Source organism: Microcystis sp. BLCC-F209 (assembly GCF_041928595.1).
Lineage (GTDB): Bacteria > Cyanobacteriota > Cyanobacteriia > Cyanobacteriales > Microcystaceae > Microcystis.
The window spans coordinates 1-15813 of sequence record NZ_JBHFLL010000215.1; the positions used below are offsets into that span (position 1 = coordinate 1).

Below are 15813 nucleotides of genomic sequence, written 5' to 3' on the forward strand. Positions count from 1 at the left end.
TGATAACTGATAACTGATAACTGATAACTGATAACTGATAACTGATAACTGATAACTGATAACTGATAACTGATAACTGATAACTGATAACTGATAACTGATAACTGATAACTGATAACTGATAACTGATAACTGAAATTAGGCGAGATAATCCTGTAAAGCTTTCACCTCTAAAGGTTGGGATTGCAGGGATTTTAAGGCCGCTACTGTCGCTTTTGCCCCGGCGATAGTGGTGATAATTGGTAACTTATAATCGAGGGCAGTGCGGCGAATTTGTCGGCCATCGTTTTGGGATTCTTCACCACTGGGAGTATTGACAATAAACTGAATCCAGTCATTTTTGATCCAATCGATAACGTGGGGGCGGCCTTCGTGAATCTTTAGCACTAAATCGATATTTTCGCAACCGTTTTCTAACAAAACTTCACGAGTTCCCGAAGTGGCGACGACGCGAAAACCGAGGGATTGCAGATCCTTAACCACGGGAACCATGGGGGTTTTATCGCGATCGTTCATCGAGACAAAAACCGTCCCACTGGTGGCTAAAATCACGCCGGCGGCCATTTCCGCTTTAGCGAAAGCTTTGCCAAAATCGCTGTCAATCCCCATTACTTCCCCTGTAGAACGCATTTCTGGCCCTAGGAGAGTATCAGCACCGGGGAACTTCTGGAAGGGTAAAACCGCTTCTTTTACGGCAATATGACGGGGAATTGCTTCGCTGATGATACCCAATTCTGCTAGGGTTTTGCCCGACATGACGAGGGAGGCAACTTTTGCTAAAGGAACTCCCGTTGCTTTGGAAACGTAGGGAACAGTACGACTAGCGCGGGGATTCGCTTCTAAGATATAAACTGTCTCTCCCTGCACCGCATACTGGATATTCATCAAACCGATTACTTTTAAAGCTTTCGCTAGTTCCACCGTCCATTGTCGAATTGTGGTTAAAACCGAGGCGCTCAGGGACGTATGGGGGATAGAACAGGCAGAATCGCCCGAATGTACGCCCGCTTGTTCGATATGTTCCATTAATCCCCCGATAACTACCGTTCCCGTGGCATCTGACAGGGCATCCACATCCACTTCGATGGCATTTTCGAGGAATTTATCGATTAAAATCGGGTGATCCGGTTCTATCTGTACCGCATACTTCATATAGCGTTCCAATTCGCTATCGGAATAGACGATTTCCATTGCCCGACCGCCCAAAACGTAGGACGGACGTACTACTACAGGATAACCGATGCGTTTAGCCACTGCTTGGGATTCTTGGAAACTGCGGGCAATACCGTTGGGGGGTTGCCGTATATCTAATTGTCGGAGGATTTTTTCAAACCGTTCCCGGTCTTCGGCAGCATCGATCGAATCCGGTGAAGTTCCCCAAATTTTGGTATTTACGGGACAATTAGGCGATTCTAAATATTTTTGCAGGGGAACGGCCAGTTTTAAGGGAGTTTGCCCACCGAATTGAATAATTAAACCCTCTGGTTGTTCCGCTTCGATGATATTTAAGACATCTTCTTTAGTCAGGGGTTCAAAGTAAAGGCGATCGCTGGTATCGTAATCGGTGGAGACAGTTTCCGGATTAGAGTTAACCATAATCGTCTCAAAACCAGCTTGACTGAGGGAAAAAGCGGCATGACAACAACAGTAGTCAAATTCTATCCCCTGACCGATGCGATTGGGACCACCACCAAGGATCATCACTTTGCGTTTATCGGAGGGTAAAACTTCCGATTCCACCTGTTCGTAGGTGGAATAATAGTAGGGTGTTAGGGCCTCAAATTCCGCCGCGCAGGTGTCCACCATTTTATAAACGGGAACAATACCTAAACCCTTGCGATAACTTCTCACTTCGTCCTCGCTGGTGTTGGTGGCGAAGGCGATTTGGCGATCGCTAAAACCCTGTTGTTTAATGGCGAATAGGTCCTCTTGGCGGAGACTTTTCAGGGGAGTTCGTTTGAGAAACTTCTCAGTTTCCATCAAATCGGCCAATTTATCGAGGAACCAGGGATCGATCCCGGTTAGTTCGTGGATTTCCTCCCCATTCATGCCCAATTTAAAAGCATGATAGATACTATAAACTCGTTCGGGGTTAGGTGTCCGCAAACTAGCCCGGACTTCCGAGAGGGGGGGGAGAGTTTCGACTTTATCGCAACCAAAGCCAAAACGGCCTGTTTCTAGGGAACGCAGGGCTTTTTGAAAGGATTCTTGGAAAGTTCGACCGATAGCCATGGCTTCCCCGACGGATTTCATCTGGGTAGTTAGAATCGGTTGGGAGCCGGGGAATTTCTCGAAGGCAAAGCGAGGAATTTTGGTGACGACGTAATCGATAGTCGGTTCAAAGGAAGCTGGGGTTTTTTTGGTGATATCGTTGGGAATTTCGTCTAAAGTGTAGCCTACGGCTAGTTTAGCGGCAAATTTAGCGATCGGGAATCCCGTGGCTTTCGATGCCAGGGCCGAAGAACGGGATACCCGGGGATTCATCTCGATCACGATTACGTCGCCGTTAGTGGGATTAACGGAGAATTGGATGTTCGATCCGCCGGTTTCTACGCCAATTTCCCGAATAATTGCCTTAGAATAGTCCCGGAGGCGTTGGTATTCTTTATCGGTTAGGGTTTGGGCGGGCGCAACCGTAATCGAGTCGCCGGTATGGACCCCCATGGGGTCAAAGTTTTCGATCGAACAGATGATCACCACGTTATCGGCTAGATCGCGCATTACCTCTAATTCGTATTCTTTCCAGCCAATTAGAGATTTTTCGACGAGAATTTGCGATGTGGGCGAACAATCTAGACCATACTGGGCCATCGGTTCAAATTCTTCTTGGTTATAGGCAATACCGCCCCCCGTTCCCCCCAAAGTGAAGGCCGGCCGGATAATGAGGGGATAGGAACCGATCTGATGGGCGATAGCTTTTGCCTCTTCTAAATTGTTGGCAATCCCCGAAGGACAGACGGGAACACCGATTTTTTCCATTGCTTTTTTGAATAGTTCCCTATCTTCGGCTTTTTCAATAGCGGGAAGTTTTGCCCCGATCAATTCGACGTTATATTTTTCTAAAACGCCGCTTTTGGCCAAAGCGACGGCGGTATTTAGGGCCGTTTGACCCCCCATAGTCGGTAGAATCGCATCAGGACGTTCTTTGGCGATAATTTTTTCGACAATTTCCGGCAGAATTGGTTCAATGTAGGTGCGATCGGCCATTTCTGGGTCGGTCATGATCGAGGCGGGGTTAGAATTGACTAAAATTACCTCATAACCTTCTTCTCGTAGGGCTTTACAGGCTTGAGTTCCGGAATAGTCGAATTCACAGGCTTGTCCGATGACAATCGGGCCAGCGCCCAAGATTAGGATTTTCTGTAAGTCATCACGGCGTGGCATAGGCTTAGGTTTGCTTGAGGATAAACCCCAATCATTGTATATGTTGTCACTCTCTATTCCCTAAAGCTTTATTTAGGTTTAATGACCTTATTCTAGCCTTCAGCCTTGAATCAGTGATCGGTGATCAGATCTGAGCCTTGCACTAGCGACTGTTCACTATCTCCCCGCTCCCCAACACCCAACCGATCACTGGATAGGTACTAATAATATTTGGCAACAATTGTCAAACAATTGTAAAACTTCGTTATATTTAAGGAACATTTGAGAGACTAAGGAGCAGCGGAGTTGTGGCTTTATACGCAGATTTGCATCGGCATTTAGGGGGATCGGTAGTACCGAGAATTCTCTGGCGCTACTTTCACAGACATGAGCAGGATTTAGCGGCCAAATTCCCGGAATACCCCGCTTTTGAGGAATTTTACACCCGCGAACGCAATAGTTTAGATGAGTATTTGGAATTACATACCCTAGTCGAAAGTGTTCAAACCGCCCAAACTTTGCCCTATTTTATCTATCGTCTGATTCGCGGCGCTTACATCTTCGAGAATCTTGCCTATTTAGAATTGCGCTATACTCCCTACTATCGCACCGACGAACATTTGAACCAAACAGAGCGAATCGATCAAATGCGATCGATTGTCGAAATCGTCGGTCAAGCCTCGAAAATGAGCGAATATCCGATTATTACCAGTCAAATTCTCTGTATGCACTCGCGACTTCCCTACGAAGTCAACAAAGCGATCGTTGATCTGGCCCTAGGGATGAGAGAATACGTCTGTGCGATCGATATTGCTGGGGGTGATTCCCACTACCAAACTCGACTAGAGGAATTTGCCGGTTTATACAGTTATGCCAGGGAACAGGGTTTAAATACCACCGGCCATCTTTACGAAACAAAGGACGGTTGTTATCCCCAATTACTGCCCTATCTGCAAAGAATTGGTCACGGTATTCAAATTCCCCTACAATATCCGGAATTGCTGCCGGAAGTTGCCCGTCGTCATCAATGTTTAGAAGTCTGTCCCACCACCTATTTAAAAACTGGCACCCTTGAAAGTTTATCGCAATTAAAGATAGTTTTTGATCGCTGTTTTGAAGCGGGGGTTGATATTGCTATCTGTACCGATAATGCTGGTTTACACAATGTCCGGCTGCCCTTCGAGTACGAGAATTTACTCACCCTGGACGTGATCGATTTTCGACAATTACAAGCTTGTCAAGATGCGGCTTTTCGCCATGCTTTTGCCTGGCCCTATAGTCAAAAACCCGCCTCACTTTTAACTGGTTTGTTATCAGTAGATAATCCCAAATTACCGGTTTATCACTGACAAAATTAACCTTAGTTCGGGTTAGGCAACTTTTAACCCGATTTCCTATCGGGGTTTTTGCCCCTCCCGAACTACTGAATCTTGATTAAACTCAACCCAAAGAGAGTATAGGTACACAGAGAACCAAGACCGAACATCAGGGAACGAGCGATCGGGACATTAGTGATATAAAAAAGGGAAAATAAAAGCCGGAGGATCACGAAAGCGATCGCACAGGTAGCGGCCAGGGATGAGGAGACTCCTGTAACGTAGGCCATGAGAGCGGCGGCACTATAGATCATAAAGGTTTCAAAACCATTTTGATGGGACCAAGTTGCTCGTTTAGCGTAGTCTGGGAGTTGGTCGAACATGGCCCGGGGGGCGGAGGTATCGTAACCCACCTTAGCCCTAGCGTAAGCGACCAGCAGAAAAGGTAGATAGACAGAGATAGCGGCAGCCACTATCGAATAGAGAAGAATGGCACTGACGGAGAGATTCATCGCTGAATTTAGTCAAAATAAAATAGGGTAACTAGCTTGCGTTGATCTTCCGCTTCCGCGCAGGTTTGCAAAAGGGTTTGACTGTCGTGGAAAGCAAAACAGATTAACTGTTGACAACGATTAATAATCTCCCGATTACAGAGGCTGCTGGCTTCCCCTAGGGATAGATGGTCATTTTCGGGACATTCCACCAGATGGATAACCTGCTGGAGTTGTTCTTGGGATTCCAGGGGCTGGCGATCGAGACTTTGGGGTAAGATCACGGTTAACAGATTAGGATCTGCCCGCATTGCCCCCTTAATGACGGCGGAATTGGTTCCCGTCGCCCCGGAGGTCATAATCCGATTGCCCGCCAGCACGAGGGCATAGGCCATCATTTCGATCAATTGCTGGTGTGTGATGGGAACGTGACGGGAACCCAATAAAGCGACGCGCTTAGAACCGGTCTGCTGAATGGCGGCTAGTTCTTGAGCTAGAGTGTCTAGGGTGTTAGTGGTATCTACAGATTGACTCAAAGACTTTTACTGCAAATTCGGACTGATTAACCGTCCGTTATTGTAGCATCGAATGGTCATGATCGGAAATTTGGCCCAAAAAACCCCAGCTACCGATCGAGGTGTTCTTTCTGTGGTGGTCCCCTATGATCCCTCAGAAATTGTTATTGGTGGGGAAGTGCCTCTAGATTCTACGGTAAGATAGGTGCATAGACAATACTTACCCCAGAGCCATGAACACTTCTCCTGTTCCCCAAGGGGACGATTTCAGCGATCGCCCAATCCGTCCCGTACAATATCGGGATTTGGAAGACATTGAAGCTTTAACCCTAGATGACTTCGATGAGGAGATCGATCGTCGCGCCCAAAATTTTCGCACGCGGGTGCAACAGGTGCGGCCTTGGTTTGGGTTGTTTAAAATTCTCAGTCTTTTTCCTAATCCTCTCCAACACCGTTTTCATGTCTATGTGGCTGAGTCCATCGCCAATCGGGGAGAAGAGGGGAAAATTCGCGGGGCCATCCAAGTCACCCCTTTTAATAGTAGTCGCAGCACTTGGCGGGTGGAACAGGTGCGGGTGCATCCGGCGGAGTCTTTAAGCGAACCCAAGGGCATCGGGGCGCAATTACTGCGTTATTGTCTAGAAACGGTTTGGGAAGCGCGCACCTGGGTGTTAGAGGTTAATATCAATCAAAAGGACAGTTTGGCGCTTTTCCGGCAACACGGTTTTCAGCCTTTGGCGGAATTAACCTATTGGTCTTTGCCGCCGCAATTATTACAGGAATTGAGCAAACAAGAGGCAGATTTACCGAATTTACTGCCGGTGAGCAATGCTGACGCTCAATTGCTCTATCAGTTAGATTGTGTGTCTATGCCGCCCCTACTGCGTCAGGTATTTGATCGCCATATCCAGGATTTTAAAATCAGTTTAGTTGATAGTTTGTTCGGTCGCTGTCAAAGTTGGTGCGGCGGTCCACAAATTAGTCGCGGTTACGTTTTTGAACCGCAACGAAAAGCGGCGATCGGTTATTTTGAATTAATCCTATCTAATCAGGATGAGCGACCCCATCAAGCGAAATTAATTGTCCATCCTGCCTACACTTGGCTCTATCCTAAGTTATTAATCCAGATGGCCCAGCTCGCTCGCAAGTATCCCCCTCGATCGCTAGAGTTGATATCTGCCGATTATCAGCACGAAAGACGGGAATATCTGGAACAATTGGGAGCGATCCGCAGTTCCCACACCCTGATGATGTCGCGCTCGGTATGGCACAAAATCCGCGAAACTAAGCCAGAAAATTCCGCCCTCGCAGAAATGCTGCAGGGTTTACAATCGGTGCCGCGAACTCCTATCCCTAGTCGGATGTCTTGGTTAAAATGGCCTAATAATCCCCCCCTGGACCCCCTCGACAGTCCGGGGGAACTTCCCCCAGTTAAACCGCCCTCGGAACCCCCCGATCAGGGGCATCCAGTGTAATGGAAAGGGTCGCCGCCTTGGGCTTGGATATCGGCAAAAAACGGGTAGGAGTGGCAGGATGTGACGGCACCGGTTTAATCGCCACCGGTTTAACCACGATTATCCGTTCTTCCTTTGTTGCCGACGTAGCACAGTTTGAGGCAATTGTCAAGGAAAGAAATATTAAGATTTTGGTAGCGGGACTGCCCTATACCATGGCCGGGGAGTTAGGATTTCAGGCCCAACAGGTGCAAAAATACGCCCAGAAACTAGCGATCGCCTTAGATTTGCCCCTAGAATACATTGATGAGCGTTGCACGTCCCTAGAGGCGGAAGAATTCTTAAAAGCCAAAAAACAGTTTTCCTCTTGGGATAAGGGAGCGATTGATCGGCAAGCGGCGGCGATTATTTTACAACAATGGCTCGATCGCCGACGGCGAGTTAATACTGTTGTTTGAGGAGATAACGGCAAGGGTTAATCACAGAAACCAAAAACCTAACTAATACTATCCAAAATTACTCATGACTTATGCTATAATAGCTTTATGAGTAAGTTAACCATATCGGAAGCCGCTAAATTGAAAGGTGTAAGCGTATCGACGTTAAGGCGTTGGGAGTCTGAAGGTAAACTAATTCCAGAACGGACTGCTAATGGGCATCGTCGTTATACAGTCTCTCAGTTGCTTGGAGTAAAAGAGAATCTTTCCTATACTGTTGGCTATTGTTGTGTTTCTAGTCATGACCAAAAGAAAGATTTAGAACGTCAAAAAGAAGTTGTCGAATTGTTTTGCGCTCAAAACGGTTGGCAAGTTGAAATTATAGACGACTTAGGTTCAGGACTTAACTACAACAAAAAAGGATTAAAGCGATTAATTCGGTTGATTGTTGATAGTAAAGTAGAGAGATTGGTCTTAACTCATAAGGATAGATTACTTAGATTTGGTAGTGAACTAATCTTTAGTCTGTGTGAGCAATTCGGAACTGAAGTTGTCATTATCAATCGAACTGAAGACAGTACATTTGAGGAGGATTTAGCGCCAGATGTCTTAGAAATCATTACGGTATTTTCCGCTAGATTGTATGGCTCTAGAAACCATAAAAATAGAAAAATCGTAGAGGAGTTAAGAGACGTTGCTACTAGGATTCAAGACTGAGTTAAAACTAAATAATCAACAACGCTCATTATTAGCCCAACACGCAGGAACCGCACGTCATGCTTGGAATTGGGGTTTGGCTTTAACCAAGCAAATTTTAGACCATAATCAAGCTAACCCTGATGAAAAAATCAAGTTTCCTACGGCTATTGACCTTCATAAATGGTTGGTAGCATTGGTAAAATCAGAGCATGATTGGTATTATCAAGTGTCTAAATGCGCTCCCCAATGGGCGTTAAGAGCTTTATCCGATGCTTGGAAAAGATGCTTCAAGAAGATAGCTAAACCACCAAATTTCAAGAAGAAAGGTAAACAGGATAGTTTCACTTTAGATGGGAGCATTAAAATTGCCCATCAAAAGATAAAAGTTCCTGTGATTGGTTGGTTAAAAACTTACGAGCGGCTACCTGATGGATACCAGCCAAAATCTGTTACTATTAGTAAAAAAGCTAATAGGTGGTTTATTAGTTTTAAGATGGAAGTTGAACAGCAAACAACCAATAAAACTCATGATGTAGTTGGTTGTGATCTGGGAATTAAATCTTTGGCTACTTTATCGACAGGTGAAACGTTTGAAGGCTCTAAAAGTTATCGTAAATACGAAAAACAATTAGCCAGACTTCAATACTTGAACCGACATAAGGTAAAAGGTTCAAATAATTGGAACAAAGCCCAACGGCAAATAGCTAAACTTCATTTTAAAATAGCTAATATCCGTAAAGATACGTTACATAAACTCACCACTTATTTAGCCAAGAACCACGGCCAGATAGTAATTGAGGATTTAAATGTGTCTGGGATGATGGCTAATCACAAATTAGCTAAAGCCGTTCAGGATATGGGTTTTTACGAGTTCCGAAGACAACTTGATTATAAAACTCAGTTGTATGGTTCGGAATTAATCATAGCCGATAGGTGGTTTCCTAGCAGTAAAACCTGTTCCAATTGTGGGTACAAAAAAGAGTCTCTATCTTTAACTGAAAGAGTTTTTGAGTGTGAGCAATGCCATGTAGTTTGCGGTCGAGACTTGAACGCTAGTCTAAATCTAGCTTCTTTGGCGGTGAGTTCCACCGTGTCAGCTTGTAGAGTAGATAGTGCCGACACTACTACAGTGAAGCAGGAAGTTAACGTCAAATTTGCTCATGAGTAGATTTGAGTAAGTTTAACAGAACGGAACTGGTAGCCAAAGCCTCTATTGACACTCCCCGAAGCGCTCATGGGAGGGAGTGTCAACTCTACCAATCACCGCCGCCGCCACCATCGCTACTGCCACCGCCGAAATCACCACCATCATAACCGCCACCACCATAACCACCACCATCATAACCGCAATAGTCGCTATTGCCGTTGCTGCCGCCACCGCGGCCACCTCGACCATTGCCACCAACGGCACAACGAAAACAAACAAGACATAGAATCAACATCGAGGGAAAAAACACCCCCACGATCAGGATAGCCAAAACAAGATAACGAGTGGACATTGCGATTTGAGGATTAAATTCAGTTTGAGGCTTAAATTCAGTTTGAGGCCTAAATTCAGTTTGTCGCAACCCATAAGCACCACGGAGAAACCCGCTCACAACTGTTACACCTGCTCGAATACCCTCTTCGTAGTTTCCCGTTTTGAAGCTGGGAATCATGTAGGTGTAGATAATATCCTTAACCTGAGCATCGGGTAAAAATCGTTGGACTCCATAACCGGTCTCGATTTCTATCCGTCTATCCTTGGGGGAAACGAGGATTAAAACCCCGTTATCTTGCGATTTTTTGCCGATTTTCCAACGATTAAATAGGGCTGTGGCGTAGGCTTTGGGGGTAGGATAGGGTAAGGTATCGGGGACGGTGACAACAGCAATTTCTGCGCCGGTTTCTACCTCTAATTTGGCTATGTCACCGGAAATTTGCGTAACAGCCGCCCGACTTAAAAGATTAGCTCGATCGCTCACCCATAATCCCCCTTGCGGATTTAGTGTCGGTATTTGTTCGATGGGAATAGCGTTGACTAAGGGGGGTAAAATAACAGGGGGAAGAGCGAACATTGTCACCAGAAAAATTCCTAGGGGCAAGGGGCGAATTTTAATCATTTTCCTGTCTCTCCATCGGTTTGTAGTCTTGTTTTAGCAATAATGCGGGTTTTCTTTAAATCTCCTTCGCTCAATTCTTCTCCCACCTGTAAACGGGTGGCATTAGTTTGGAGGACAGTGGCGGCGTTTTTTTCTCCCAATTGTAAGGCAGTTTTGGCCGCGGTTTGTAGCATGGTGGCGGCGGCTGCTCGATCGCCCTGTTTTAATTTTTCTTCGGCGATTTGGGTTTGACGATATTTGGCTAAAGTCAGAATCGATTTCTGAACTTGATCGTTTAATTGGGATTGATAGAGAGCTTGGGAGGTGATATCAAGGCTAACAGTCGCACTTTCTAGCCCTTTTTGACCGGAAGCGGGATCATCGTAGCGAATCTTCACCTTAGCTATGGTGTGAGTACCGGGGGGAATTTGGTCAATATAGAGATTGAGGAGGAGAATTTTTTCTTCATCTATCATTAAATCCCCCAAACGGGTGATGTAAAAATTGCCCTCTTTTTGTAGGCTCATTTCTATGGTTTCTGGGGCAACTTGGGCGATGGGTTTTAAGTCGGCTAAATGAGTCCGAGCATCTAATTCTAATTGCAGGAAAGCGTTAGTTAACCGCACAGATTGCAGCCGGTTAAATAGACGGGTAAATTCAATTAAAGCCTGTTCAGGTCTTTCGATATAGGATAAACTTCCGCCGGCGATATCGGCAATTTTTTCTAGGACATCTTGATTCCAGTGATCGCCAAAACCGAAGGTATTTAAGGTGATACCGTACTCAGCCGCTACTCCTGCCAATTTTAAACAGCGTTGATTATTTCCGTGTTCATTTTCACCATCGGTAAGCAGAAAAATATGAGACACATAACCTTTGCTGCCGGTAGAAATTTCTTGAATGCCTAATTTTATCCCTTCATCGATCGCCGTACCTCCTCCCGCTTGTAATTGTTGAATTTTTGAGCGAATTAAAGTCAGATCATCCTGTGGCGATTGGGAGGGAAGAATAACTTTGGCGCGATGATCGAAAGCTATCATCGAGAGACGATCATTAACACCGAGGGATTCTATTAAACTTAAAGCCGCTTTTTTGACCGTTTCTAGGGGTTTTCCCTGCATAGAACCGCTATGATCGAGAACTAAACCAAGATTAATCGGTAAATTCGTGTTGATCTGTTCACTGGTTGCGGCGATCGATAGCATCAGTTGACGTTGACTGCTGCTTTGATTAGCATCGATATTACTGTCACTCAAGGCTGATTTTAGAATTACCCGCATAAGAGCTTGTGGTCGTTGATATTTATATTGTAATGAGTATAGTTAGATTTGTGGTTATTTTCCCGTCCGGCATCGAGTTAAAAAAGTTCGAGAAGTGGCTGCATCTCATTTTTGTCAATCTACGATACTCACCTGTGGTTGTTCATATATTGGGAATAATTTAAAAATCACTGATAATTCCCGATTGTCGATATTTTTACTAAGTTAAGATGCAGCCCCAGCAGTTCTTGTGGGAAATTTTACCTTAGCCAGTCGGCCCTATTCTTTCGTGGAAGTCGTGGTAAAATCTCTTTAATGCGAACTAAAGTTATTTACTTTTTTTGAGATGATAATAAATTGGAATCGATATTGATCAGGGGAAGGGAGCCTGAACCAGCCATGACGATAGGAAAACGTCCATCCCACTTTTCGATTGCTCGTTGTTGTAAAATTTCTGCTGTTAGGTTTTGGCGCAATAGTTTTTGAGCTTCTGCCTGTCCCTTCGCGCGGTTGATTTCCGCTTTAGCTTCCTGTTCTGCTTGTTGTGCGCGAAAAGCAGCTTCTTGTGCCTTTTGTTCTGCTACTTGTTTGGCTTCAATCGCCGCGTTAAACTCTTCGGAAAAACCAAAATTAACGAGAGATACATCATTGATAATTATCCCATAACGTCTTAATCTTTCGGCGAGGGAAGTGTCAATTTCACGCTTGAGTTCTCCTCGCTCTTGCAAGATATTCTGTACGGGACGTTGTGCTGTTGCCGCTTTGACAATTTCCGATACTGCTGGATTTATAATACCAGAGACAATCACATTTATATCCCCAACTTGTTGATAAATCTGATTAACTTTGTCGGGGTTGATGTGCCAGTTAACGATAATAGTTGTTTCCACATCTTGCAAATCTTTAGAAGCTCCTTTTGCCTTTACTTCCGTTGTTTGCACTCGAACGTTGAGGGTCTTGATCTTGGTGACAATCGGTATAACAGGATGAATTCCTTCATCGAGGATTTGTTTTTGCACTTTGCCAAAGTACATGACAACGCCGCGTTCGCCAGTATCAATAACGGCAAAAGGGCGCAGTATGGTAGTAAAAGCTAATATTAAAATTCCCCCCGCTATGAATGGGAACATATTGCGATTGTAATTCATGACAACTCCTTAGATATTTGATCGGTTTTATCGTACCACTGTTATTATAATCCTGTTTAAAAAGTATGGGAAAGTGGGGAGAAACAATCCATAACTGAGTTTTTAAAGTTCGATTGGGATTAACTAGAGGAGAGAAGGAAAGTGAGAGGACCGGTTTAAGATAAAGCGGCGATCGCTTGTTCTAGGGCTAGGGAAATATGAGTCCAATGGGTTCCCCCCTGACAAAAAACGATATAGGGTTCCCGTAGGGGTCCATCGGCGGAGAATTCCGAGGTGCTGCCATCGATAAACGTGCCACCAGCCATCACTACTTGGCTCTCATAGCCCGGCATTTGGGCAGGAATGGGGTCTAAGTAGGAACCGATGGGAGAATAGGCTTGAATGGCTTTACAGAAGGCGATCAGCTTATCGGGGGAACCGAGTTTAATTGCTTGAATAATATCGCGTCGAGGCACAAAAGGAGCAGGATTGACCGGATAACCCAACTTATCGCCCACATAGGCAATTAAATGACTGCCTTTCATCGCTTCTCCCACCATTTGCGGTGCTAGAAACAATCCCTGATAGAGAAGACGATTTTGGTCAAAAGTTGCCCCTCCCTCCCCACCGATCCCCGGTGCTGTCAGACGATAGCAGGCCATTTCTACTAATTCCGCTTTACCTGCTATGTATCCCCCGGCCGTAACGATTGTACCTCCGGGGTTTTTAATTAGAGAACCGGCCATTAGATCTGCCCCCACATCGGTGGGTTCTTGGGTGCTGATAAATTCTCCATAGCAGTTATCGACAAAACAGACCGTATTCGGGTTTTGTTGTTTAACTATACGGACAATTCTCTCGATTTCGTCAATAGACAAACTCGATCGCCAGGAATAACCGCAGGATCTTTGAATATGTACTAAACGGGTTTGGGGTTTAACTGCTGTTGCCAAGGCCAACCAATCGATCGCACCAGTAAAATCTAGCTCTAATTGCCGATAACTAACGCCAAAATCCTTTAAAGAACCTTGACCACTGCCCCTAATCCCAATTACTTCCTCTAGAGTATCGTAGGGCGCACCGGCTACCGCTAACATCTCATCCCCCGGTCGGAGAACCCCATACAAGGCACAGGCGATCGCATGGGTTCCTGAAACAAATTGTACCCGCACCGCTGCCTTTTCGGCCCCCAGGGCTTGGGCGAACACTTGATCTAAAGTATCCCGTCCCAAGTCATCATGACCATAACCGCTAACACTAGCAAAATGATGCACCCCGACGCGGTTTGCACGGAAAGCAGCGAGGACTTGACGGAGATTTTCCTTGACCTGTGCGTCAATTTCCGAAAAGATGGGGAGTAGGGCCTTTTCTGCCCTGTGGAGTAGAGAGGGGATATCCATCAAACAATAGACTGTGATCTGTATTGCATTTACCACGCCTACTGATCATACAACGCCAGTCCTTGCGCTTAAAACAGTTGCCAAGGTTGACAATAGGGATGATTAGAGCGGCCCACCTGAGGGGGGTGAGGCTCCCTGTGGTGGGGCACCGGGGGGAGGGCCACCAGCAGCCGGTTCATTACCCCCACCACCAAAGAGACTTTGCCAAGAAAAACCTTGGCGTGGTCGGGTGTCCGAGGGTGGATTAATTAAGATATGTTCGGAGCCATCGAGTCCGCTTTTAACTTCGGTACGATTGCCGATAGTAACGCCAGTGGTAATGGGGACAAATCGGGGTGGTTGGTTAGGTGCGCCAACAAAAACACCGGTTTGCTCGTTCTGACGGGTAACGGCAATAGTGGGTACGGTTAAAGCGTTTTTCAGTTGGCCGACTTGGAAATCGGTAGAAACATTCATTCCCGCTTTTAATTCCCTGGCCGCCTTTTCTTCTAGGGTCACTTTCACTTCAAAACTGGTGACATTTTGTTCTACCGTTGCTTGGGTGGCAATCAGAGAGACTCGTCCATGAAATACCTTATCTGGATAAGCATCGGCTGTAATCGTCACCTTTTGCCCAACCCGTATCTTATCAATGTTTTTTTCTGCTACATTGCTGACCACTTCATTTTGTGAAACCAGGGATAAAATCGAGGAAGAAGTGGCCGAAGATACGGAACTGCCGGTCGTAGTAGGAGCGACAAAGGCCCCCGGTTCAGCGTAGACAAAAGTAACCACACCGTCGAAGGGTGCTTTAATGATGGTATCCTCAATCTGAGTTTTGACATTTTGTAGAGAACCCTGAGCAGTGGTCACCTCCGCCCGTGCTTGATCGATTTCCTCCTGTCTTGTTCCTGCTTGGAGAAGGTCTAAGACCTGTTGTTGATTTCTCACTTCCGCCTTTGCTTGAGCAATTTCTTCCGAGCGAGTTCCTTCTTTAAGGAGAGATAGCTTTTCTTGGGATTCAATCACGGCAGCCTGGGCGCTATCCCTGGTTGCCAGTTTTTCGTTTAAAGTCTGTTGAGATATGGCTCCTTCGTTGAAAAGTAGCTGATTGCGACGATATTCATCATCAGATTTTTTGAAAATGGCTTTTAAACCTTCTAAACGAGCTTTTTCTTGGGCAATTTCCTGATAACGATTACCAGCCATCAGTTTTTGTAGGTTTGCTTCTATTTCTTCCAGTTTCGCTTGGGCCTGAGCGATTTCTTGGGGACGATTACCGGCGATTAGCTTGCGGAGATTAGCTTGGGCTGCCGCTAGTTTGCCCTGGGATTCTAATAATTGACCCTGCCAATCAGAATCGTCCATTTTAGCAATTATCTGTCCTTTTTTGACAGTATAACCCTCATCTACTAGCAGTTCCTTCAAAATTCCTGCTGTTTTAGGACTGACATTAACCACTTTTTCCGGTTCCACAGTGCCATTAGCGGAAACGACGACGGTTAGATCCGTCCGTTCCACGGCTACAGGCAGCGGACGGGAACTAGCCCGGTGGGGGAGCTGCCCAAACTGACGATAGGCGAGAGCAATACCACCAATGGCTAAAAATAAAGTTAGTAATCCCAATGCCCAGCTAATTGCGGGCTGTTTGTTAAGTTTTTGGAAGGAGGAACTATCTGACATAGTGAGTAA

Annotated in this window: 14 protein-coding genes; 6 read left to right on the top strand and 8 right to left on the bottom strand. The window is 45.7% G+C overall.

Annotated elements, in window-relative coordinates; all coding sequences use genetic code 11:
* Nucleotides 1–138 precede the first annotated feature (138 nt).
* A complete protein-coding gene (gene carB, locus ACE1AQ_RS14095; protein WP_110545294.1) occupies nucleotides 139–3384 on the bottom strand; it encodes a carbamoyl-phosphate synthase large subunit in 3246 nt (1081 codons plus the stop codon).
* 287 nt (nucleotides 3385–3671) lie between these two features.
* Between carB and ACE1AQ_RS14100 the strand changes: the two genes are divergently transcribed.
* Complete coding sequence (locus ACE1AQ_RS14100; RefSeq protein WP_110545297.1) at nucleotides 3672–4712, top strand: adenosine deaminase; 1041 nt, start codon at nucleotides 3672–3674, stop codon at nucleotides 4710–4712.
* A gap of 71 nt (nucleotides 4713–4783) precedes the next feature.
* On the opposite strand, the gene ACE1AQ_RS14105 is transcribed toward ACE1AQ_RS14100, so the two are convergent.
* Together ACE1AQ_RS14105 and ACE1AQ_RS14110 are read right to left on the bottom strand one after the other, a co-directional pair.
* Nucleotides 4784–5191, bottom strand: coding sequence for an MAPEG family protein (locus ACE1AQ_RS14105; protein ID WP_008206891.1), 408 nt, complete (start codon nucleotides 5189–5191; stop codon nucleotides 4784–4786).
* Nucleotides 5192–5199: 8 nt separating this feature from the next.
* Nucleotides 5200–5706, bottom strand: coding sequence for a hypothetical protein (locus ACE1AQ_RS14110; protein WP_002741066.1), 507 nt, complete (start codon nucleotides 5704–5706; stop codon nucleotides 5200–5202).
* Nucleotides 5707–5764: 58 nt separating this feature from the next.
* On the opposite strand from ACE1AQ_RS14110, the gene ACE1AQ_RS14115 reads away from it, so the two are divergent.
* The 5 genes from ACE1AQ_RS14115 (at nucleotide 5765) to ACE1AQ_RS14135 (ending at nucleotide 9443) form a co-directional block, all read left to right on the top strand.
* On the top strand, nucleotides 5765–5890 hold the full coding sequence (locus ACE1AQ_RS14115; RefSeq protein ID WP_255348766.1) for a hypothetical protein: 126 nt from the start codon (nucleotides 5765–5767) through the stop codon (nucleotides 5888–5890).
* A 28-nt stretch (nucleotides 5891–5918) separates the two neighbouring features.
* The gene (locus tag ACE1AQ_RS14120; protein WP_008206896.1) at nucleotides 5919–7160 is read left to right on the top strand and encodes a GNAT family N-acetyltransferase; all 1242 of its coding nucleotides are present in this window, start codon (nucleotides 5919–5921) and stop codon (nucleotides 7158–7160) included.
* Entirely contained in the window at nucleotides 7160–7597 is a 438-nt protein-coding gene (gene ruvX, locus ACE1AQ_RS14125) for a Holliday junction resolvase RuvX (protein ID WP_110545300.1), read from the top strand. Before ACE1AQ_RS14120 ends, ruvX begins: the two co-directional genes overlap by 1 nt.
* Before the next feature lie 87 nt (nucleotides 7598–7684).
* Complete coding sequence (locus ACE1AQ_RS14130) at nucleotides 7685–8293, top strand: IS607 family transposase (protein WP_110545303.1); 609 nt, start codon at nucleotides 7685–7687, stop codon at nucleotides 8291–8293.
* A complete protein-coding gene (locus ACE1AQ_RS14135; RefSeq protein ID WP_008206903.1) occupies nucleotides 8271–9443 on the top strand; it encodes an RNA-guided endonuclease TnpB family protein in 1173 nt (390 codons plus the stop codon). The genes ACE1AQ_RS14130 and ACE1AQ_RS14135 overlap by 23 nt, the downstream gene beginning before the upstream one ends.
* An 85-nt stretch (nucleotides 9444–9528) precedes the next feature.
* Here the strand turns inward: ACE1AQ_RS14135 and ACE1AQ_RS14140 are convergent, their stop codons facing one another.
* The 5 genes from ACE1AQ_RS14140 to ACE1AQ_RS14160 all read right to left on the bottom strand — a co-directional run bounded on the left by ACE1AQ_RS14140 (nucleotide 9529) and on the right by ACE1AQ_RS14160 (nucleotide 15804).
* Nucleotides 9529–10377, bottom strand: a complete 849-nt coding sequence (locus tag ACE1AQ_RS14140) for a YgcG family protein (RefSeq protein ID WP_110545305.1) — start codon at nucleotides 10375–10377, stop codon at nucleotides 9529–9531.
* A complete protein-coding gene (locus ACE1AQ_RS14145; RefSeq protein WP_008206907.1) occupies nucleotides 10374–11636 on the bottom strand; it encodes a VWA domain-containing protein in 1263 nt (420 codons plus the stop codon). The genes ACE1AQ_RS14140 and ACE1AQ_RS14145 overlap by 4 nt, the downstream gene beginning before the upstream one ends.
* A gap of 311 nt (nucleotides 11637–11947) precedes the next feature.
* Nucleotides 11948–12763, bottom strand: coding sequence for a prohibitin family protein (locus ACE1AQ_RS14150; RefSeq protein ID WP_106908843.1), 816 nt, complete (start codon nucleotides 12761–12763; stop codon nucleotides 11948–11950).
* A 155-nt stretch (nucleotides 12764–12918) separates the two neighbouring features.
* Nucleotides 12919–14142, bottom strand: coding sequence for a methionine gamma-lyase family protein (locus ACE1AQ_RS14155; RefSeq protein ID WP_110545307.1), 1224 nt, complete (start codon nucleotides 14140–14142; stop codon nucleotides 12919–12921).
* Nucleotides 14143–14244: 102 nt separating this feature from the next.
* Complete coding sequence (locus tag ACE1AQ_RS14160; protein WP_110545309.1) at nucleotides 14245–15804, bottom strand: HlyD family secretion protein; 1560 nt, start codon at nucleotides 15802–15804, stop codon at nucleotides 14245–14247.
* Nucleotides 15805–15813 lie beyond the last annotated feature (9 nt).

What these genes read in the sequence shown, in the direction of transcription:
- carB (WP_110545294.1), bottom strand. Translation starts at nt 3,384, where the DNA reads ATGCCACGCCGTGATGACTTACAGAAAATCCTAATCTTGGGCGCTGGC.
- ACE1AQ_RS14105 (WP_008206891.1), bottom strand. Translation starts at nt 5,191, where the DNA reads ATGAATCTCTCCGTCAGTGCCATTCTTCTCTATTCGATAGTGGCTGCC.
- ACE1AQ_RS14115 (WP_255348766.1), top strand. Translation starts at nt 5,765, where the DNA reads ATGATCGGAAATTTGGCCCAAAAAACCCCAGCTACCGATCGAGGTGTT.
- ACE1AQ_RS14120 (WP_008206896.1), top strand. Translation starts at nt 5,919, where the DNA reads ATGAACACTTCTCCTGTTCCCCAAGGGGACGATTTCAGCGATCGCCCA.
- ruvX (WP_110545300.1), top strand. Translation starts at nt 7,160, where the DNA reads ATGGAAAGGGTCGCCGCCTTGGGCTTGGATATCGGCAAAAAACGGGTA.
- ACE1AQ_RS14130 (WP_110545303.1), top strand. Translation starts at nt 7,685, where the DNA reads ATGAGTAAGTTAACCATATCGGAAGCCGCTAAATTGAAAGGTGTAAGC.
- ACE1AQ_RS14140 (WP_110545305.1), bottom strand. Translation starts at nt 10,377, where the DNA reads ATGATTAAAATTCGCCCCTTGCCCCTAGGAATTTTTCTGGTGACAATG.
- ACE1AQ_RS14145 (WP_008206907.1), bottom strand. Translation starts at nt 11,636, where the DNA reads ATGCGGGTAATTCTAAAATCAGCCTTGAGTGACAGTAATATCGATGCT.
- ACE1AQ_RS14150 (WP_106908843.1), bottom strand. Translation starts at nt 12,763, where the DNA reads ATGAATTACAATCGCAATATGTTCCCATTCATAGCGGGGGGAATTTTA.
- ACE1AQ_RS14155 (WP_110545307.1), bottom strand. Translation starts at nt 14,142, where the DNA reads ATGGATATCCCCTCTCTACTCCACAGGGCAGAAAAGGCCCTACTCCCC.
- ACE1AQ_RS14160 (WP_110545309.1), bottom strand. Translation starts at nt 15,804, where the DNA reads ATGTCAGATAGTTCCTCCTTCCAAAAACTTAACAAACAGCCCGCAATT.